Origin of the sequence: Shewanella sp. OMA3-2 (genome assembly GCF_021513195.1) — a bacterium.
Lineage (GTDB): Bacteria > Pseudomonadota > Gammaproteobacteria > Enterobacterales > Shewanellaceae > Shewanella.
Window position 1 is genome coordinate 3,266,539 of the sequence record NZ_CP090974.1, and the last position, 20,800, is coordinate 3,287,338.

The following is a 20,800-nucleotide window of genomic DNA, read 5'->3' on the forward strand; positions in this document are numbered from 1 at the left end:
ATGCTAGTGCTGTGATTCAGTTTCTTTAGGTAGTTCGCGTGTCGTCACCCTTATACCACCATGAGGTAAACGGATGACTTTGACACCATCTGAATTTTCAGACATTAAAACATCAGCAGGTGGTTTATCGTGAACCATTTGAGTGACAGACCGCTCAGTTGTAGAGTGCTCTGTTGCTATTTTAGGTCTTAGTAACACTTTTTGCTGGCGGGTACTTTCACCAAGTGCTCCATATGTGTTGCTCTTATCACGGCCTGCAAATTCAATGATCGTTTCAGTTTGTTCCGGATGTTGCGCTAGCCAATTTGCAATGTCTGCCGCTTGCTCATCAGGTACCATAAGTAATACTTGAGAAGCAGTTAACCTTGCTACATCTGCATTTAAAAGGTCGTTTTTCTTAACGGCATCGTAATATAAACTCGCCAGTGTTATCACCGCTAACGTTAATAAGAAAAGTATTAAATTGATACCGACACTGCCACGGTAATACTTAAGTCCAAGACTAACCACGAGAGGTCTCTTTTAGAATTGATTCAGCCATGTTATCTAAGCTAATAGAGTGACTAGCAATACCTGCAGAGACGACAGCTTGCGGCATACCATATACAACACAACTTGCTTCATCTTGCGCCCAAACATTTGCGCCAGCCGCTTTCAGCATTCTTGCGCCTTCACGTCCATCAGCTCCCATACCGGTTAATACTACGGCCAAAATGTCACCGCCATAGGCTTTAGATGCCGACGCAAAGGTAATATCAACACAGGGCTTATAGTTCATATCACTGTTTCCAGCAATGACTTTTAACCGACCCGACATACCCGATTTTTCAACCAACATTTGCATGCCGCCTGGGGCTAAATATGCACACCCTGGCTTAAGTACATCTCCACTAGCAGCTTCTTTGACGTTAATCTGACAAAGACTATCTAAGCGAGCAGCAAAAGCAGGGGTGAATGCCGCTGGCATATGTTGAATAAGCAAAATGGGATGCGGATAATTAGCAGGAAATTGAGTTAACACCTTTTGCAAGGCTACTGGGCCGCCTGTTGATGTACCTATTAGCAACAATTTATATGATTTACCACTGGCACGAATAGCTGAAGGTAAATTCGGAGCTGTCGCTGCAATGCCTAATGTTGATCCTAATGTCGATCTAGCTGAAGTGTCAGCTAAAGACGGCGATGAACTCCGGCGAGACGTTAATGGCCTTGCGGCATTGTTACTGCTTAAATTTGCACTGGATGAGCTTAAGTTACCCGTAAGCGAATTAGAAGATCTATGACCTGTAGGTGCTGATGCTGCTATTCGGCTAACCGGTCGAAATACCCGTCTACGCCCTAACGCTTTTATACGTTGTTGTAATAGAATTATCGCATCATCTTTATTGGTGGCAATATCTTCAAAACGCTTAGGTAAAAAATCAAGTGCACCAGCTTCCAGTGCATCTAAAGTCGATTTAGCCCCATCGTGAGTCAGCGATGAAAACATAAGAATAGGAATAGGATTACTTGCCATAATGGCGCGAACAGCACTTATACCATCCATCACTGGCATTTCAATATCCATAGTGATGACATTAGGGCTAAGATCTGCCGCCATTTTAACAGCTTCTTCGCCATTGACAGCCACACCAACAACTTCGAGTTCAGGATCTTGATTAACAATTTCACTGACTCGACGTCGGAAAAAGCTTGAGTCGTCAACAACTAGTACTTTTATAGCCATTTCATTCCTTAAATAATGGAACTTTTATTTTTTATTTTTGGCGTAATGTTTTAATAAACCTGGTACATCTAAAATTAGCGCAATACCACCATCTGAGGTAATCGTTGCTCCAGCCATCCCTGGCGTACCTTGTAACATACTTCCAAGCGGCTTAATGACCACTTCTTCCTGTCCAATTAATCCATCAACAACAAAACCAATTTGTTTTGTGCCTAATTGAACAATAACAACATGGCCATGTTTCTTATCGCCATGCTTAAACTTGGTTTTATGACTGTGCAACCAATGCTCTAAATAAAATAATGGTACAGCTTTATTACGTACAATAACGGTTAGCTGACCATCTACAACATTGGTTTTGGTTAAATCAAGGTGAAATATTTCATTTACACTAGATAATGGTAAAGCAAACACTTGCTTAGACACATCCACCATTAAGGTCGGCATAATCGCTAACGTTAGCGGTACTTTAATTTCTAAAACGGTGCCTTTACCCTTCAGTGAGTCAATATGTACGCTACCGTTTAACTGAGTAATACGGGTTTTCACTACGTCCATACCGACGCCACGGCCAGAGATGTCGGACACTTCCATTTTAGTTGAAAATCCTGGCGCAAAAATCAAGTTGTATGCTTCAGAATCTGTCATCCTAGACGCTGTATCTTCGTCAAGCACGCCACGTGTAATCGCTATTTCTTTTAGTTTTTGCGGATCCATACCAGCGCCATCATCTTCAATTTTAAGTAAGATGTGATCGCCTTCTTGACTTGCTGATAATGTAATCGTGCCTGTTCGTGGCTTACCATTAGCCTCACGGGTAATAGGCATTTCAATTCCGTGATCAACCGAGTTACGTACTAAATGCACTAATGGGTCGGCTAAAGCTTCAACTAAGTTTTTATCCAGATCGGTTTCTTCACCAATCATGATTAAATCAATTTCTTTATTAAGTGTCCGTGCTAAATCACGTACAACCCGTGGGAAGCGACCAAAAACTTTCTTAATTGGCTGCATACGAGTTTTCATTACTGCGCCTTGTAAATCAGCAGTAACTAAATCTAAGTTTGCCAGTGCTTTAGACATTTCCTCGTCTTCACGGGTAACGCCTAAACTCACTAATCTATTTCGAACTAATACCAACTCCCCGACCATATTCATAATTTGATCAAGTCTAGCAGTATCAACACGAACAGTGGTTTCCCCCTGAGGAACGGATGCTGCCGCTTTTGATGGCGCTTTGTCTTTAATAACTAGGTCAACAGTCTTTGCTGCTGGAACAGGTGCTTTAGGTTGAGGCACCGGAGTTGCAGTTGCTGCGGCCTTTACAGGTTCAACACTTTTAACCGTTGTTGCAGTAAAACTTGATGCTGAAGTATCCACTTTCGCGGGTGAAGAACCTTTACCGTGTAGCTCATCAAGTAACTTTTCAAATTCATCGTCTGTAATATCGTCTGAGTCAACCATTTGAATTGGAGGTTCAACGAATTTAGCTGGTTCAGGTTTATTGACCGCTACATTTAGTTTACTTGAACCATGAAGTTCATCCAGTAAAGCTTCAAATTCGTCATCAGATATTTCATCTGAACCGACTGAAGCCGGTGCAGTTTGTTGAGGAGGTTTAGCCGTTGATGTAGATGTTATTGTAGGACTATTACCTTGACCATGAAGCGCATCTAATAATGCTTCAAATTCTGACTCATTAATTTCGTCGATGTTAGTCTCTGCACCCACTTTGTTTTCAACGAATTCAGATACGCTGTCATCGACGAGTTCAACAGATTCGTCAACAAGCTCTTCACTGTGCCCGCCCATTTCTGACGGCAAAGGTGCGCCAGAACTGAGTAGCTTCAATTTATCAAGTAATTCAACTTCAACAGGATCCTGCTCCTCGCCTTGCTGAGTTTGTGCAAACATAATATTAATAGCATCAACTGCCTGCAAAATAATATCCATCAATTCTGCATTAACACTGCGTTTACCGGTTCTCAATAGGTCGAAGGTATTTTCCGCTTCGTGGCAAACGTCTACCATAGGTTTCAAGCTTAAAAAACCAGCTCCCCCCTTGACAGTATGGAAACCGCGGAAAATAGCATTTAACAAATTACTGTCATCAGGATTATTTTCAAGAGCAACTAACTGCTCTTGAAGAAGCTCTAAAATCTCACCAGCCTCTACCAAAAAGTCCTGGAGTATCTCTTCATCAACATCAAATGACATTCAAGTGACTCCTAATTAGAAACCCAGACTGGATAGCAAGTCATCAACTTCATCTTGACCTGCGACCACGTCATCACGCAGCTCAGCGTGCATAATTGGGCCCTCTGCCTCTATTTTATTCTCTTTTTTAACAGTTTCTGGTTGCGGCGTATAATCGCCAAATACTGTCAACATAGAGACTAGGTTATTTTCGACTTCGCGAACTAGGTCAATAACTCGACGGATCATTTGCCCAGTTAAGTCTTGGAAATCCTGCGCCATCAGTATTTCATTTAGCAGTTGTCGTAAACGGTTTGTATCGTGCTCACTATGTGACATAAGTTGTTGAACATCATGACAAAGCGTTTTGAACTCGCTCAACTCAATATCTCGACGCATTAACTTATCCCACATCGGGGTAACAGATTTTATGTTGGTAATGATTGTATCGGCCAAAGGTAAACATTCTTCAACTGCATCCATAGTTTTATTTGCAGCTTGCTCTGTCATATCAATAACGTAATTTAATCTTTCTTTAGCGTCAGGTATTTCAACCTTAGCTAATTCTGATAAACGATTATCTACCTGAAAGTCTTGAAGAGCGCTGTGAAGTTGACGAGTTAACTTACCTACCTCTTCAAATAACTCACGCTGTATTGGTGTAGCGAGTTCTCTAACAACGTCGTCAGCTTGATCTTGCTCCCCCGCACTAAGCAGTTCTACAAGTTGCTGGGCCTGCTCGAGAGTAATTAACCCCGATGTTATTGGCTGCATAACTTATCCTTGCTTAAGCGAGACGTTCAAAAATTTTATCTAATTTCTCTTTAAGGGTAGCCGCTGTGAAAGGTTTAACAACATATCCATTCACACCTGCTTGGGCGGCAGCAATAATCTGCTCACGCTTAGCTTCTGCTGTAACCATCAAAACAGGTAAATGTTTTAATGAGTCATCAGCTCGAATAGCCTTCAGCAAGTCAATACCTTGCATACCTGGCATATTCCAATCTGTTACAACAAAGTCAAAATCACCTTTTTGCAACATAGGTAAGGCTGTTGAGCCATCATCTGCTTCTTGGGTATTGTTGAACCCCAAGTCTCGCAACAAGTTCTTTATGATACGTCGCATTGTTGAAAAGTCGTCAACAATAAGAATCTTCATATTCTTGTCCAAGGTTTCCTCCGGTGAGCTGACACTCTAGTGCTCTAATTAATAATTATTGTTGTGTCCAATGCTTGAGTTTGCCTTTTAATCTAAGCATAGCCTGACTTAATATCTGACTAACCCTAGATTCGCTTACTTCAAGAATTGCACCGATTTCTTTTAAATTTAACGCTTCGTCATAGTACAGCGAAAGTACTAATGCATCTCTTTCTGGTAAGGTTTTAATTGCTTCCACCAGCGCTGATTTAAACTGCGTTTCAGCTAATGCTTCAAAATTATCATCTGGTATTCCATCATCCGTGACCAGTACATCTTGCGAAATACCTAAATCTTCTATGCCGATGATTTTCCCAACAGAAACATCATTTAAAATATGATGATACTCATTGAGCGACATATCAAGTTTTTCTGCAATTTCTGTGTCACGAGCATCACGCCCTAACCCTTGTTCGAGCTCGTCAATCACTTGTGCTACACGGCGATTATTTCGATGCACTGAACGAGGAACCCAATCTCCACGGCGGATTTCATCAATCATTGCACCACGGATCCGAATGCCTGCAAAGGTTTCAAATTTAGCTCCTTTGGTATCATCAAATTTTGATGATGCTTCAAGTAAACCTATCATGCCAGACTGTAACAAGTCATCGAGTTGCACTGAAGCGGGTAATCGCGCCAACATATGATGTGCAATTCTTTTTACCAGCGGTGCATACTGTTCAACAACGGATGTTTTATTATCGAACTGAGCATACGCGGCGGCTTTATTCACTCATTCTATCCTCTTGTGTTTCTTTACGTTGCACTAGACGTTCAACAAAAAACTCTAAGTGACCACCTGGCTGTTGTGGAACTGGCCAGCTCATTATTTTGTTTGCCAGACCATGATAAGCAATTGCTGATGGCGACTTCGGGTATGCCTCAACCACTAATTTTTGCTTACGTACCGATTTACGTAAATTTTCATCAAATGGTACTGTTGCAACCAGCTCTAAAGCAACATCTAAAAATCGATCAGTCACTTTACTCAGTTTAGCAAACAACTCCATTCCTTCACGTAAACTGCGCACCATGTTGGCTACAATTTTAAAATGAAATACGCCATGTTCGCGGCTTAATATTTTTATCAATGCATAGGCATCTGTAATCGATGTTGGTTCATCGCATACGACAATCAATACATCTTGTGATGCCCGAGAAAAACTCAACACCATATCAGAAATACCTGCAGCAGTATCAACAATTAAGATATCAAATTGTGTTCGCATTTCACTGAAAGCTCGAATTAACCCAGCATGTTGCGCCTGAGTTAATTCAACCATGGCACGGCTTCCTGATGTAGCAGGAACGATACCAATACCTTTAGGGCCTCGCACAATGATATCGTCTAGTTCGGCATCTCCAGATAAAACATGAGATAAATTTTTCTCAGCACGAATACCTAACATCACATCAACGTTAGCTAAACCAAGATCCGCATCTAACACTAAAACACGTTTACCTTTTTCGGCGAGGGCGACCGCTGTGTTAATAGACACACTGGTTTTTCCTACGCCACCTTTTCCACCGGATACGGCAATTACTTTAACTTTTTCGTTGTTTGGTTGATTCATCATACGTAAACCACTTGCTTGATCACGGGTCATATTCTTACTCGAATGCATAAGTCATTTCATTCGACCATGCGCTTGTGTCTTGAGAAATTGTTTGTTCTGTTTCATTTAATGCGGCTAACGCTTGCTTAGCCAGAGCTAACGTATCAGCTACTTTTATGTCTTCAGGAACACGTTGGCCATCAGTCACATAGCTTAATGGTAACTCATTTTGTATCAGAACGCTCAATGCACCTGCAATTGATACAGATTCATCCAGTTTGGTTAAAATCACGCCCGCTAATGGAATGCGTTTAAAATGATTAACCGCGTCTTGCAATACTCTGCGTTGCCCTGTTGCCGACATCACTAAATAGCTGCGAATTGGGATCCTACTGTTTGCCGTCAAATTATCAAGTTGTTGATAAAGACGCATATCTCGTTGCCCCATACCCGCGGTATCTATCAGTACTAATTTACGACTTCTAAATTGATATAAAATTTGCTCAAGCTCTGTCACATCATGTGCTTGCTTCACTGGACAGCCCATTATTTTGCCATAAGTTGCTAATTGCTCATAGGCACCAATACGATAATGATCCGTTGTAATAAGCGCAACTTGATCTGCACCATGTTGTGCAGCAAAACGTGCAGCAATTTTTGCCAGAGATGTCGTTTTGCCAACACCAGTGGGTCCAACAAAAGCAACAACGCCACCACGCTTTACAATATCATCACCTTGGTTATCAAGTAAGTTAGCCAAGCTTTGCGGCAATGAACGCACTAATTCCGCGGGATTATAGTGTTGACTCAAAGATGAAAGTTTAGCTGCTACAGGGGCTGAAAACTCTGCAGCAAGTAACTTACTTTCAAGCATAGCACCCACTGGATCTTTGCGCTTTTTTTGTTCTGTCATCAATGAAGATACTTGATGAGTCAGTAAGTTACGTAATGAAGCCATTTCTTCACGAAGCGCATCCATTTCGGTCGAACTGACCTTATTATTTTTTGATTGTTTATCAAATGCAGCTTGTTGTTGATACTGAGCCTTAGCAGGCTTAGCATCAGCTGTCGCGCCTTGTAATTGGCGCGCCCATTCAGGTAAATCAGAGTCATCTTGTTTAGGTTGCATTTGCTGACTTAAACGACTTTGTTGTTTTTCTAATAACGCTTGTAATGAATCAGCTGCAGGCGGCGGATTAATTTTTGTCTTTGCCTTGATGACAGAGTTAGATGCAAGTGATACACGATCCTCACTTAAATCCATAAAGCCTGGAGTAGGTGCAGCGATTGCAGCACTCGCCTTAGGCTCATCGTAATCAACAGCGGCAACAATTTCGATCCCGCCGGCCACTTTTTTATTTGACATAATGACAGCGTCAGAGCCAAGAGTCTCTTTTACTTGCGCTAATGCTGCGCGCATATCTTTGGCAAAAAATCGTTTAATTTTCACTTACGCACCTCTTATTTCTGACGTTATCACTATTGGCCAACTGATGAAACAATACGTATCTGCTTCTCATCTGGGATTTCTTGATACGAAATCACCCTTAAATTTGGAATAGTGTACTTAACAAATCGTGACAGAGTTGAACGTAGCATACCTGATGTCAATAAAATGGCTGGCTGACCGACCATCTCTTGTTTCTGTGAAGCATCAAGTAATGACTGCTGCATGCGTTCTGCAAGGCCCGGTTCAATATTTGGCCCCTCTCCCCCTGTCGCTTGCATAGACTTATGCAACATCTGTTCCAACTCTGGAGCCAAAGTAATGACGGGGATCTCTAATTCTGGTCCGGATATTTCTTGTACAATCATACGTTTTAACGCTATTCGTACTGCAGCGGTTAACACTTCAGTATCATTGCTTTTCGTACCGTATTCTAGCAAAGTTTGTACTATGGTGCGTAAGTCGCGTACAGACACGCCTTCATTTAATAGATTTTGCATTACTTTAACCACATGACCTAGTGACATGACATCCGGAATAAAGCCATCAACCAGTTTTGGTGATTGCTTGGCAAGCATATCCATTAATTGTTGTACTTCCTCATACCCTAATAACTTAGCAGCATTGTTGCTCAGTAATTGGCTGATATGGGTCGCAACTACGGTCGCAGTGTCTACAACGGTATAGCCTAATGTCTGTGCATGCTCACGTTGCTCTGGTGCAATCCAAACTGCTTCTAAACCAAAAGCAGGATCAGTGGTTTCTATACCATCAAGTTTGCCGTAGACTTGCCCTGGATTAATGGCTAACTCGCAATCATGTCTGACTTCAGCTTCACCGACAACAACACCCATTAAATGAATACGATATGAATTTGGCGATAAATCTAGATTGTCACGAATATGCACTGCTGGTACTAGAAAACCTAATTCTTGTGACAGTTTTTTACGCACACCTTTAATGCGACTTAATAGTTCGCCACCTTGGCCTTTATCGACAAGTGGGATCAGTCTATATCCTACCTCTAAACCGATAGTGTCAACGTGACGAACATCATCCCAACTTAAGTCTTTTGGCTCTTTATCTTTGATATCTGGCGGCCCTTTTTTGATTAATTCTAACGCCACTGATTTTTTTTCATTAATCCGTTTCTGTACTAAATAAGCAGTCGCGGCGGTAATCAAGGCAAAGCTGATAAAGGCAACATGCGGCATACCCGGCACAATCCCCATAACAAATAATAAACCGGCTGCAATAGCTAACGATTTGGGCTTATCAAACATCTGACTCATCATCATCTGGCCCATATCACCAGACTCATTTTGACGAGTCACCATTAACGCCGCTGCGATAGACAGTAATAACCCAGGTATTTGCGCGACTAGACCATCACCTATGGTGAGTAGAGTATAAACTTCAACTGCACTTGAAAAGTCGAGTCCATGTTGGATCATACCAATAATAAATCCGCCTAACATATTGATAACCAATATCATAATACCGGCTATCGCATCCCCTTTAACAAATTTTGATGCACCGTCCATCGCACCATAAAAATCTGCTTCCAGGTCACTTCTTCACGGCGAATACGGGCTTGATCTTGGTTTAAAATACCTGCGTTCAAATCAGCATCAATGGCCATCTGTTTACCGGCATCGCATCCAAAGTAAAACGTGCACTAACCTCAGAAATACGGCCAGCACCTTTAGTTACAACAGCAAAGTTGATAATAATTAAGATTAAAAAGACTACTAAACCAACAGCATAGTTACCACCAATCACTACAGAGCCGAAGGCTTCAATGACTTTACCGGCAGCGTCTCCACCATTATGGCCTTCCAATAATACCACTCGCGTTGAAGCCACGTTTAATGCAAGTCTAAGCAAGGTTGCCACTAAAAGTACCGTTGGAAAAGCGGCAAAGTCGAGGGGTCTGTCGGTATAAATAGCAACAAGCAACACGACCAAGGCCAGTGCAATATTGAATGAAAACAAAATATCTAATAAGAATGGCGGGATCGGTAAAACAATCATCCCTAAAGCCGCCAACACTAATAGTGGCGTACCAATACCTTTAAAGGTTGATGGTCGGATTTGTTTGAACTGCCCGAAAACTGCTTTTACATCCATTCGCGAAAGCCTTTTACTGATGAATTTTTGACGCGTATAGCCAAAACAGCAAGAATTAAGCCAACTACAAACGACTGCATTAATTTTGTATTATAATTTCCCTGCTACGATTGAAAAACAAACAAAAAATACTGTTAATGCTTTAAATCATCGGGAATGGGCTGTTTTAACGGGACTGGTGTTGGGCGACGCCCCTTACCTTTCTGATACTGCTTTAGCTGAAATACGTATGCGAGCACTTGAGCAACCGCAGTAAATAAGCCCTCTGGCACTTGTTGGTCTACTTTAGTTGTATGATAAATCGCCCTTGCTAGGGGCGGTGCTGAAACAATTGCAACGTTATGCTCTCGAGCGATTTCACGGATTTTAAATGCGACATCATCAACCCCTTTAGCAAGTAAAAATGGTGCAGAAGAACGGACGACATCGTATTTAACCGCCACAGCATAATGCTCAGGGTTCACCACTATAACATCGGCATTGGGCACTTCAGCCATCATCCTTCTTTGCGCCATTTCTCGTTGCATTTGTCTGACGCGGCCTTTCACCTCTGGTTGACCTTCTGAATCTTTATATTCGTCTTTAATTTCTTGTTTAGTCATTTTAAGTTGTTTATTGTGGTTCCAGATTTGAAACGGCACATCTATAACTACAATGATGAGCATCGACGAACACAACAGAATAAACATCCACACTAACAAATCTAAAGCATGGTAAACGTTGCCAGGTAAATGGTCGTTAGACAACATTAAAATATCGTAAAAATAGACTTTTAGCAGGAAATAAGCCGCAACGGCTACCACTGAAAATTTAGCAATGCCTTTAGTTAACTCCACCAACGCCTGCATACCAAACATACGCTTAAATCCACTGGCGGGATTCATTTTACTGCCTTTAGGCATAAACGCTTTGACAGAAAAAGACAAACCGCCTAGGGCAATATTTCCAAGAAATGACACAAAAGCAAGTAAAGCAATAAAACTGACCAAAGGCCACGCAAGCTCATTTCCCACCACGCCCCATACTCGGAACATCGAGTTTGTATCAAAAATTTGATCTCGCTCCATGGTAAAAATTTGTTTCATTATACTATACAAACTTTTGGCGATAGCGGGTCCAGTCATGGCAAAGCCAACCGATGCAGCAAGTAATACCGCAGCTGTCCCTAACTCTTTAGAACGAGCAACTTGACCTTTTTCACGCGCCTGCTCAAGGCGCTTACTGGTAGGCTCCTCTGTGCGTTCTTGACCACTATCAGCTTCTGCCATTTACAGTCCTTAAAAAGCTACATCACCATCAATTTGGCATTGCAGCTGTAAAATATCACACATCAATAATTGGGCAGCTAACCATACTTCATCAAAATGCGCCATGATAGGCCCTAATGTTAGCCAAAGTATCAATAAACCGCTAACCATAGTGACCGGAAAACCTATCGAAAAGATGTTTAACTGTGGTGATGCTCGAGTCATTACTCCAAAGGACAAATTGATCAACAATAACGCTACAATCGCTGAAATCGACATGGTTAATGCTGCACCAAACATGTAAGACCCCCACTCAGCTAGACTTTTATAGGTGGTAATATTAATCCCTTCGGTCGAAACGGGGATCGTTTCAAAGCTGGCGACAATCATTCTAAACATCAGCAAGTGACCGTCAACGGCTAAGAATATTAACGTCGCAAGTAACAAGAATATATTACCCACCACTGGAGTTTGTTCCCCAGAGCCTGGATCAACCATAGATGCAAACCCCAAGCTGGTTTGCATACCAATGACTTGCCCTGTCAGCACAAATGTTTGCATCATCATCAAACTGACAAACCCCATCGCGGTGCCAATTAAAAGCTGCTGTAAAGTGATAAAGACGGAGCTAAGTGCAAATAACTCTACATTTTCGACAGGGGGAAGAACCGGAACGATGGCAAAGGTGAAAGCCATTGAGAACAACAATCTGACACGGGAGGGAGTTGTATTAGCACCAAAGACTGTCATGGTCATTAGCATGGCTGAAATACGAAAAAGCGGCCATAGATACATGGCAATTGTCTGACTGATTTCATCAAACAATATTTCCATCGACCTACCCTATCACAACAGGAATAAGATTAATCATCTCGAAGAAGAAGTCCATCATAGTTTGTATAAGCCAATGTCCTAAAAACATCAATGCAAATAGCGTGACAAGCAGTCGAGGTAAAAAACTTAATGTTTGTTCATTAATTGAGGTAGCAGCTTGAAACACAGCCACCACTAAACCAATGCCTAAACCGGGTAAAATGATCGCTGATACAATCAATACAATAATTGACAACGCTTCACGAAAAATATCAATTAAGGACTCGGGAGACATATATTCCCCTAAATGCCAAAGCTATTGGCTAAGGTACCCATCACGAGACTCCAGCCATCGACTAATACAAATAACATGATCTTAAAGGGCAGTGACACAATCATGGGTGACAACATCATCATCCCCATTGCCATCAAAATACTGGCGACCACTAAATCTAATACTAAAAAAGGCACAAATAACATAAAGCCAATCTGAAAAGCCGTTTTTAACTCACTGGTAATAAACGCTGGCACGATGACAACCATTGGAGCCTGCTCAGGAGATTGAATGTCTTTGTAGCCTGAGATCTCAATAAACGTTTTTAAATCTGTGGTTCTTACCTGAGACAGCATAAAAGTTTTAATCGGCTCTTTTCCTACATCATATGCTTGGGAAAGTGTCATTGATTCATTCATATAGGGCTCTACGGCTTCGGCATAAATTTTATCAAATACGGGTGCCATGATAAAAAATGTCATAAACATGCTAAGGCCAATTAACACTTGATTTGATGGTGTTTGTTGTAAGCCTAATGCTTGACGAAGAATAGATAACACCACAATAATGCGGGTAAATGAGGTTAGCATTATCACCATTGCAGGAATAAAGCTCATGGCGGTCATCAGCAATAATATTTGCATGGTAACCGAATACTCTGTGGCACCGTCGGCACCTGTAGTAACAGTTAAGGCTGGCAACACCCCATCTTGCGCCATGGCACCTGATGACCAAACTGTCACGGTCAACATCAGTGACCAGAGTATTGCTTGAAACACTTTACTCATGGTGACTTTCCTTAGCTTGTTGTAGGTTTTGGGCAAATAAATCAGTAGAGGCTGCAATGGGGCTTACAAGTTTATCGATTAAATTAATTTGTTGCGCTGTGATACCGAGTAAATACTGCTGTTGATTAATTTCAACGATCATCAATTTCTCTTTTTGACCAACCTGTGTCATCGCAATCGTCTTTATAATCGCATTCTGACTCGGAACCAGATTGAGTTTCTTAACGATATAAGCAAGCAATATAATAAGCGCAACCACCACTATCAGACCACCGAGCATGTTTGCTAAAGTAGAAACTGTACTGGTGTTATTATTTACCGATGTACTGACATCAGCTACAGGTAATACTTGCGCTGTTGTGATGGCATTAGATAAAGCAACAATTAGGTATGACACGGTGAATCCTTGAGCCATATGTCACTTAAGCGATAACGTTACAATAAATGCTAAACACTTAAGTGACCATTTATGATTAAAGAGCAATATAAAAAGGCTGTAAAAATAAACTCAATAAACATTATCAATGTTATTTTAGTTTTTTAATGCGCTCAGTTTGGCTGATAACATCGGTCAGTCGGATACCAAATTTATCATTAACTACCACCACTTCTCCGTGGGCGATTAAGGTGCCGTTAACCATAACATCTAATGGTTCACCAGCCACTCGGTCTAGCTCAACAACTGAACCTTGGTTAAGTTGAAGTAAGTTACGAATGCTGATAAAACTGCGTCCCACTTCCATTGAGATAGTCACAGGAATATCTAAAATAGAATCTAACTTAGCCGCATCTTCTTTAGAAATCGGCTTTGAATCATCAACTAATTCATCAAGTTTAACTTGTTCAGCCTCTTCAATTGCTTGCTCAGCCATTGCTGCTGCCCAATCATCGCCGGTATCTTCTGTGCTCATTTACTTCACCTTATAATTCTGAAATATCACGCGACTTGCCTTTGCGTGTGACCAATTGCAACTCAGACTTCACTGTTTCGGGTCGTGCGATTTTCTCACTAATTTTTAACGCTAAATTATCGCGTGAACGCCCCAATTTACACCGGTAAGTGGGTAAATCTTCGATACGCATCATAATATGTTCAGGTAGTTCTATCGGAATAATATCACCTGCTTTAAATCCCATCACATCGCGAAGCGTCACTTCGTGCTCAATAATATTGGCATCAAAACCCACTTTGACATCCATTATTTCATCACGTAATGCCTGAGACCAACGCATATCGGTGTCTTGTTTATCACTTTGTACGCCCGCGTCAAGTAATTCACGTATCGGCTCTATCATCGAATAAGGCAACGTGATGTGGAAATCTCCACCACCGCCGTCTACTTCAATATGGAAAGAGTTAATCACCACCACTTCTGTCGGACTAACAATGTTAGCCATCGCGGGGTTAACCTCAGAGTCCAAATATTCGAACTCAACATCCATAACGGGTGCCCAAGCATCCTTGTAATCTTCAAAAATAATTTTCAATAGTAACTGAACAATTCTTCGCTCTGTTGGGGTAAATTCACGACCTTCAATTTTTGCATGGAATCGACCATCGCCACCAAAAAAATTGTCCACTAAGATGAAGACTAAGCGTGCTTCCATGGTAATGAGTGCGGTTCCTTTTAAAGGACTAAAACGCACCATGTTTAAGCTAGTGGGCACAAATAACGTATGTACGTACTCGCCAAACTTTAACATTTGTACACCATTAATAGACACTTCTGCCGCTCGACGCATCATGTTAAACATGCTGATCCGCAGATGGCGAGCAAATCGTTCATTCACAATTTCAAGTGTCGGCATTCGGCCGCGAACGATACGGTCCTGAGACGAGAAGTCATAGGACCGCGCATCTTCGCCACCTATGTCATCGTCATCATCATCAACATCATCAACACCATGTAATAGTGCATCAATCTCGTCTTGACTTAATAAATCACTCACATGTTCACCTTAACTCTATCCATCTGGATTATTGCATTACAAAACCAGTAAATAGCACTTTCTCAACAAGAGGTTTTCCAGTTACAGGTTGCAAGGTATTTTGCACACTTAATAACGCCAATTGACGCACTTCGTCTTTACCCGCTTGTGTACTTAACTTTTGAACATCTGCACCGCTAAATGTAGTTAGTAAAGCATCTTCAATTAATGGAATATGCTTTCTAACAGCTGTTTCATCATCAGATCCACGCACCATTAATTGCACTTTAATTTCCACTAAACGAGCTCTGTCGACCCCAGGTAGATTAAACAAAAATGGTCTTGGCATAGCGACATAATTTGCTTGACGGGTTGGCGCTTGGGAAGATGATTCGACAACCGAACTGACATCCTCACTTTGCGCTGGTGCTGCTGACTCATCAGAACCTAGAAAAAACCATGCCCCAGCCCCAATTAATAATGCAACTACTAACCCTATTACACCGAATAGGATTAGTTTTTTCGGTTTTTCCGGTTCACTACTTGCTTCATTAAGTTCTAATTCTTCAGCCATGGAAATCCCTAAAAAAATTGTACATGTCGATTTTTGCGAATATCGAATAAGGGCAACTTAAAGCGCTTTGTTAGCTTATTACCCCTTAAGATAATAATTATGCTATAGATTACCGACTTAAGCGTAATAATCTATACCTGATTGCAAACTCTCTGGATGATTTTGAAACATTGAATGCTCTACTGCCGAATTTTCATCCACATCTTGCTGTTCTGCATAGCGACTAGATGAATCTTCAGGTTGTCCATCTCGTCCGCCACCACCTTGAGACACCTGACTGTCAGTAAGTTGCAACCCCTCTTGTGCCAGCATATCTCTTAGTCTTGGTATCGCTTGTTCAATCAGTTCACGAGTTTGTGACTGCGCTACGTGAAACTGCACTTGAGTTTGGTCGCCATTTATCTGAATTTTAACCGTCAAGTGACCTAACTCAGGTGGATCAAGGCGAATTTCCGCTTGTTGAATACCATTACTGACCATAGTGATCAATTGTTGCTTCATTACAGGTGAAAAACGTTGGATCATCTCCTGCATTTGAACCTGAGGCTCACCCTGCTGCTTTAAAGATAATTGAAACTGCGGTACTTCACTTTTATGAATAGGGGTAAAACTACTTTGATTCTGAATTGCCTTTATATCAACCGTTTCATCCGAAGTAGTAAATACGTCAATATGTGCTGACTTAACTAATTCACTGTCTATATTCATTGATGCTGTAACAGAAGCAGTTTTAAGCGACTCAGCAGAAGCTTGCATTTTCAAGTCAGCCTGCGCCATAGTCACTGTATCAAGGACGTTATCAGCACTAGCCGTTTTATTGCCTAGAATATTATCGTTATTTAGACTGGTGACACTGTCTTTAGTGACATTTTTTACCATATTGAAGCCTGCGGTAGTAAACGTTGCCATTTGCGCGACTGCTACAGTATCTAATTTAACATCTAAATTTTTATCAGCTAAGTCTACAATAGATTCATCAAGCACCGGAGCTTGTAAATTATAGTCCTCAATCAGGTTTACTAAATCATCATGGCTCAATGCGATGAGCTGTTCTGTTGATAAAGTTGAAAAATTGCTCAACAAATCTTTTTCAGAATGGGATAATGACGCCAAAAATACGTCATTAGGCTCACCTTGAACAGGCAATGGAATAGTATTACTGAAAAGGCCGTTTTCCAATAACGTAATATCATCGCTAATTTCACTATCAACGTCATCAATACTAGATAAAACCTGTGTTATAGCATCAAGATCACTGTCATCTGCTGTTTCACTTTCTGCTTTAACCTCAAATATCGGCAAAATCTTTCCGTCTCCTTTTGACTTATCAAATGCATGCGCCATATCTAGTTGGGCAAAAATAAGCTCAATGTCGGTTTTTTCTAACGGCTCAGATAGGTCAACATCCATAGTTGTTATTACAGGAGATCCAGACGATTGACTGCCACTGACGAGTTTAGTTGGCTTAAAGGAGGATGTTTGGCTTGCTTGGTTAAACTCTTCTAAGAATGATTTACTTTCAGATACTTGCATAGCATCTTTAGTCTGTGGGCCTGTAGACTTACTCGTACCAGTTAAGAGAATATTACTCATCTGTTGCATTATATATGCTCCACAAACTCAATCTAAAAAAGGTAATTAATCATCTTTTGTGCATTTAATCTACCGTTTGATAACACGCTAAACAAAATGTCACTACGCCACTTCAATGACGATTAATTATTACGTAATAGATATTAAGCAATAAAAATGCCAACATAATAATTACAACTAAATTGTCGCCTAATAAAGAAAATTATTTATTTAAACGCTGGCGAATATACTGTTGCATAGCAAATTCATCTGACATTTTTTGTTCGCGTTTCGTTTCTAAAATTTGTGCTTTTTCAGCTTTCTGGGCCAGCAACATTTCAATCGCTTTACGTTTTTGCTGTTTTTCAAGCCAATGGGTTTGACGATAACCAATTTGTAGTTCGGCATCTTGAACCGCAATCACCTGTTGGGTGATTGCGCTATCGACTTGCTTAATAAATTGATGAAATTGATGGTATTGATTGGCACTAATACTTTGCCCTTGCTGGCTTTTCATTTGCTTCATGTAATCGAGACGGTAATTATTTAGTGCGTCCAACTGACCTTGCCGTTTCTGTTTCTCAAACTGCGCTGACTTAAGCTGCATAGCCGCTTGATTTTCTGCTTCGGTCGCTAATTTGAGTACTGTTATTAACGGATCACTTGCCATAGATTACCTCTTAAGCCTACTGATAAGCCTACTGAATAAACCAACAGTATGATAAATCTTAGATTGAATTAATTCTGACATTGAGCCGCTATTTGCGTCATCATGATTGCACTACTGTCAAAACTAATCGCTTCTTTATAACCTTGACGTAAAAAGGCATTCATTGCCGGTTGTAATCTAATGGCATTATCAATCCGCGGGTCACTGCCCTGTGAATATGCCCCAATAGAAATCAAATCTCGATTCTGTTGGTAAAGAGAGTACATTTGTTTAACGCGGCGCATTGCTTCTAAGTGTTCATCACTTATCACCATAGGCGCTACGCGACTAATAGATTGTTCAATATCGATAGCAGGATAATGCCCTGAATCAGCAAGACGTCGCGATAACACTACATGACCATCTAAAATAGCCCGCGACGCATCAGCAATAGGGTCTTGCAGATCATCGCCCTCGGTTAAGACCGTATAAAAGGCTGTAATAGACCCTTGACCTGGACCACCATTACCCGCACGTTCAACTAACCTAGGTAACTTAGCAAACACAGAAGGTGGATAACCTTTTGTTGCAGGTGGCTCACCAATGGCTAAAGCAACTTCACGCTGAGCCTGAGCATAACGGGTTAAACTGTCCATTAATAACAATACGTTGTAGCCTAAATCTCGAAAATATTCTGCTATGCGAGTTGATGTTTCACATGCTCTCAAGCGCATTAAGGGAGAGGTATCTGCAGGTGCTGCTACAACAACTGAGCGAGCACGACCTTCATCACCTAATATCTCTTCTATAAACTCTTTCACTTCACGGCCACGCTCGCCAACTAAGCCAACCACAATAACATCGGCATTTGAACCACGGGTCATCATGCCTAACAATACACTTTTACCCACACCAGAACCGGCAAATAAGCCCATACGCTGCCCCTTACCTACTGTCAACATGGCATTAATGGCGCGTACGCCAACATCTAAAGGTTCGGTTATCGCACGTCGAGATAAAGGGTTGATATAAGGAGGATGACGAGAAGCTTGTTCACTTGTGGTTAATGGCCCGAGTCCATCAAGGGGTTGACCGCTGCCATCTAACACGCGCCCCAACAAACTTAAGCCCACCTTTAAGCCTTCTTGCTCACCTAAAGGTTGCACTCTTGCACCAGGCAATACCCCTCGTAATTCCTCAACAGGCATTAAATATAATAATTTATCATCAAACCCAACAACCTCAGCCGTCAGTTCACCAGCCATGGTTTCTATTGAACACAAACTTCCCACAGGTGCGCGACACCCTGTAGCTTCTAAAGTTAACCCCACTACTCGCACCAGTTGACCACTGGCTATAGGACGTATAGGAGCAACCTTAAGATGGTGCGTTTTTAGTTTATTCAGTAACTGATGTTGGCGGTCTTTCATCAACTTCACCTTGCTCAGTGGTTTGCGCGCCGGCATGTTCAGATGCAGCTATGTCAGCGGCTTCGATAGATTGTGGCTTTGAATGTGATTGCGGTGCTGTTTGTGATTGTAAGGATGCTTTCTCTGAAGTTGTGTTGGTCTGCGGCGCTGCTATTTTAGGATCAGATTTATTTTCATCTATAACAGCTTGTGTTGAATCAGCTGCATTAGTTGGTATTTCAGGTATCACCTCTGGCACATCATCAATTGATGACACAGTGACATCTGACTCTGATAAAGTCGACGATTCATCGCTTAAATTATCACTTTGATGGTTATCGTGAGTACGACTAACATCGGCAGTCGGTGGTAATTCTGAATCTACTTGTGAGGTGGTATAAACACTATCTTTATGTTTTGCCAGTTCAACTTGACGTGCTAGCTGCGTTGATTGCTCATCAAGACTGCCAAATACCTGTAGAATCCGTTGTGATAAACGTAAATCGACATTTGAACGTGTGCTATCAATATACACATCACCTACAGATAAGCTTGGATCACTTTCTAGATGCCAATCATTTTTGGTTAATTGTGACTCACCGTATAAAGACATCACCAAAGCAACATCATCCGGGTGCAATCTTAATTTTACGCGTTGCTCTTTTGTTGGCAGAGCATCGACACCTTGACGAATAGTGGCGGCAATATGTTCTGGGTGCATTTTAAGTTCTTGTTGCACAACGGCCTTGGCAAGCGACAATGTCATCGCTAACACTTCTGATTCAACTTCTGCATCCAAAATAGCTAAAGGTTGTTGGAACTGAGTGATTAACGAAGATAATTGCTCTATCAGTTGTGTCGCTTTAACCATCCCAGCTTCATAGCCCTGCTCTTCTCCCTGAATAAAACCTTCTTCATGACCTTGGGTTAATCCGTCTAACCGTCCTTGTTCAAGGCCTTGTTTAAGTCCATCTTGCTTACCCTGCTCAAATCCTTCGCTTTCAGCATCAGCTCGAATCTCTTCAATTTGAGCCATAGTCGGCATAGACACAAGGTTATCCACCACAGCGACAGAAGACTGATAAGCCCCTTCTTTCTTACCGTACAGGTTTGAAGGTTTAGCTGAAATATCTTCGGTGACATCCGGTAACTGCCAATGGCTGAACTCATGTTCATCCTCAACATTTAACACTTTTTTGGATATTTTTGAGTCAGTCATAGTTTAACCAATGTTATAAAGCATTCCTGCTAATGAGTGTTGATTTGGTATGTTGATTTTCGGGACAAAT

At 41.4% G+C, this 20,800-nt stretch carries 20 protein-coding genes and 1 pseudogene; all 21 read right to left on the minus strand.

The genetic code is table 11. From position 1 onward, the window contains the following. Nucleotides 1-3: 3 nt before the first annotated feature. The 21 genes and pseudogenes from L0B17_RS14375 to fliH all read right to left on the minus strand — a co-directional run bounded on the left by L0B17_RS14375 (nucleotide 4) and on the right by fliH (nucleotide 20,730). Nucleotides 4-435, minus strand: a complete 432-nt coding sequence (locus L0B17_RS14375; protein ID WP_443019956.1) for a membrane anchored protein in chemotaxis locus — start codon at nucleotides 433-435, stop codon at nucleotides 4-6. 67 nt (nucleotides 436-502) lie between these two features. Then, a complete protein-coding gene (locus L0B17_RS14380) occupies nucleotides 503-1,726 on the minus strand; it encodes a protein-glutamate methylesterase/protein-glutamine glutaminase (protein ID WP_235085728.1) in 1,224 nt (407 codons plus the stop codon). A gap of 24 nt (nucleotides 1,727-1,750) precedes the next feature. Further along, nucleotides 1,751-3,943 carry a chemotaxis protein CheA gene (locus tag L0B17_RS14385; protein ID WP_235085730.1) on the minus strand — a complete coding sequence of 731 codons (2,193 nt, stop codon included), beginning with the start codon at nucleotides 3,941-3,943 and terminating at the stop codon, nucleotides 1,751-1,753. 15 nt (nucleotides 3,944-3,958) lie between these two features. Beyond that, the gene (locus L0B17_RS14390; RefSeq protein ID WP_235085732.1) at nucleotides 3,959-4,696 is read right to left on the minus strand and encodes a protein phosphatase CheZ; all 738 of its coding nucleotides are present in this window, start codon (nucleotides 4,694-4,696) and stop codon (nucleotides 3,959-3,961) included. 13 nt (nucleotides 4,697-4,709) lie between these two features. After that, complete coding sequence (gene cheY, locus L0B17_RS14395; protein WP_007649667.1) at nucleotides 4,710-5,093, minus strand: chemotaxis response regulator CheY; 384 nt, start codon at nucleotides 5,091-5,093, stop codon at nucleotides 4,710-4,712. A 43-nt stretch (nucleotides 5,094-5,136) separates the two neighbouring features. Beyond that, the gene (locus L0B17_RS14400) at nucleotides 5,137-5,856 is read right to left on the minus strand and encodes an RNA polymerase sigma factor FliA (RefSeq protein ID WP_235085733.1); all 720 of its coding nucleotides are present in this window, start codon (nucleotides 5,854-5,856) and stop codon (nucleotides 5,137-5,139) included. Beyond that, a complete protein-coding gene (locus L0B17_RS14405; RefSeq protein ID WP_235085735.1) occupies nucleotides 5,849-6,730 on the minus strand; it encodes a MinD/ParA family protein in 882 nt (293 codons plus the stop codon). Before L0B17_RS14405 ends, L0B17_RS14400 begins: the two co-directional genes overlap by 8 nt. Before the next feature lie 4 nt (nucleotides 6,731-6,734). Continuing rightward, complete coding sequence (gene flhF, locus L0B17_RS14410; RefSeq protein ID WP_235085737.1) at nucleotides 6,735-8,129, minus strand: flagellar biosynthesis protein FlhF; 1,395 nt, start codon at nucleotides 8,127-8,129, stop codon at nucleotides 6,735-6,737. 29 nt (nucleotides 8,130-8,158) lie between these two features. Continuing rightward, nucleotides 8,159-10,256 (minus strand): annotated as a pseudogene (flhA, locus tag L0B17_RS14415) (flagellar biosynthesis protein FlhA). Nucleotides 10,257-10,390: 134 nt separating this feature from the next. After that, nucleotides 10,391-11,524 (minus strand): flagellar biosynthesis protein FlhB, encoded by a 1,134-nt coding sequence (flhB, locus tag L0B17_RS14420; protein ID WP_235085739.1) that lies wholly within the window; start codon nucleotides 11,522-11,524, stop codon nucleotides 10,391-10,393. Between the two features lie 9 nt (nucleotides 11,525-11,533). Continuing rightward, a complete protein-coding gene (gene fliR, locus L0B17_RS14425) occupies nucleotides 11,534-12,337 on the minus strand; it encodes a flagellar biosynthetic protein FliR (RefSeq protein WP_235085741.1) in 804 nt (267 codons plus the stop codon). Nucleotides 12,338-12,341: 4 nt separating this feature from the next. Continuing rightward, nucleotides 12,342-12,611, minus strand: coding sequence for a flagellar biosynthesis protein FliQ (gene fliQ, locus L0B17_RS14430; RefSeq protein ID WP_235085743.1), 270 nt, complete (start codon nucleotides 12,609-12,611; stop codon nucleotides 12,342-12,344). A gap of 8 nt (nucleotides 12,612-12,619) precedes the next feature. Continuing rightward, complete coding sequence (gene fliP / locus L0B17_RS14435) at nucleotides 12,620-13,342, minus strand: flagellar type III secretion system pore protein FliP (protein WP_235089844.1); 723 nt, start codon at nucleotides 13,340-13,342, stop codon at nucleotides 12,620-12,622. Nucleotides 13,343-13,370: 28 nt separating this feature from the next. Continuing rightward, complete coding sequence (gene fliO / locus L0B17_RS14440) at nucleotides 13,371-13,775, minus strand: flagellar biosynthetic protein FliO (protein ID WP_235085745.1); 405 nt, start codon at nucleotides 13,773-13,775, stop codon at nucleotides 13,371-13,373. Nucleotides 13,776-13,905: 130 nt separating this feature from the next. Further along, the gene (gene fliN, locus L0B17_RS14445) at nucleotides 13,906-14,289 is read right to left on the minus strand and encodes a flagellar motor switch protein FliN (RefSeq protein ID WP_235085747.1); all 384 of its coding nucleotides are present in this window, start codon (nucleotides 14,287-14,289) and stop codon (nucleotides 13,906-13,908) included. A 10-nt stretch (nucleotides 14,290-14,299) separates the two neighbouring features. Beyond that, nucleotides 14,300-15,328 carry a flagellar motor switch protein FliM gene (gene fliM, locus L0B17_RS14450; protein ID WP_235085748.1) on the minus strand — a complete coding sequence of 343 codons (1,029 nt, stop codon included), beginning with the start codon at nucleotides 15,326-15,328 and terminating at the stop codon, nucleotides 14,300-14,302. 28 nt (nucleotides 15,329-15,356) lie between these two features. Further along, entirely contained in the window at nucleotides 15,357-15,887 is a 531-nt protein-coding gene (gene fliL / locus L0B17_RS14455; RefSeq protein WP_235089847.1) for a flagellar basal body-associated protein FliL, read from the minus strand. 111 nt (nucleotides 15,888-15,998) lie between these two features. Beyond that, nucleotides 15,999-17,474 (minus strand): flagellar hook-length control protein FliK, encoded by a 1,476-nt coding sequence (locus L0B17_RS14460; protein WP_235085750.1) that lies wholly within the window; start codon nucleotides 17,472-17,474, stop codon nucleotides 15,999-16,001. A gap of 202 nt (nucleotides 17,475-17,676) precedes the next feature. Then, nucleotides 17,677-18,123 carry a flagellar export protein FliJ gene (gene fliJ / locus L0B17_RS14465; protein ID WP_235085751.1) on the minus strand — a complete coding sequence of 149 codons (447 nt, stop codon included), beginning with the start codon at nucleotides 18,121-18,123 and terminating at the stop codon, nucleotides 17,677-17,679. A gap of 68 nt (nucleotides 18,124-18,191) precedes the next feature. Continuing rightward, nucleotides 18,192-19,532: a flagellar protein export ATPase FliI gene (gene fliI / locus L0B17_RS14470; RefSeq protein ID WP_235085753.1), complete on the minus strand. Its 1,341-nt coding sequence runs from the start codon at nucleotides 19,530-19,532 to the stop codon at nucleotides 18,192-18,194. After that, complete coding sequence (gene fliH / locus L0B17_RS14475) at nucleotides 19,501-20,730, minus strand: flagellar assembly protein FliH (RefSeq protein ID WP_235085755.1); 1,230 nt, start codon at nucleotides 20,728-20,730, stop codon at nucleotides 19,501-19,503. Before fliH ends, fliI begins: the two co-directional genes overlap by 32 nt. Between the last annotated feature and the right edge of the window lie 70 nt (nucleotides 20,731-20,800).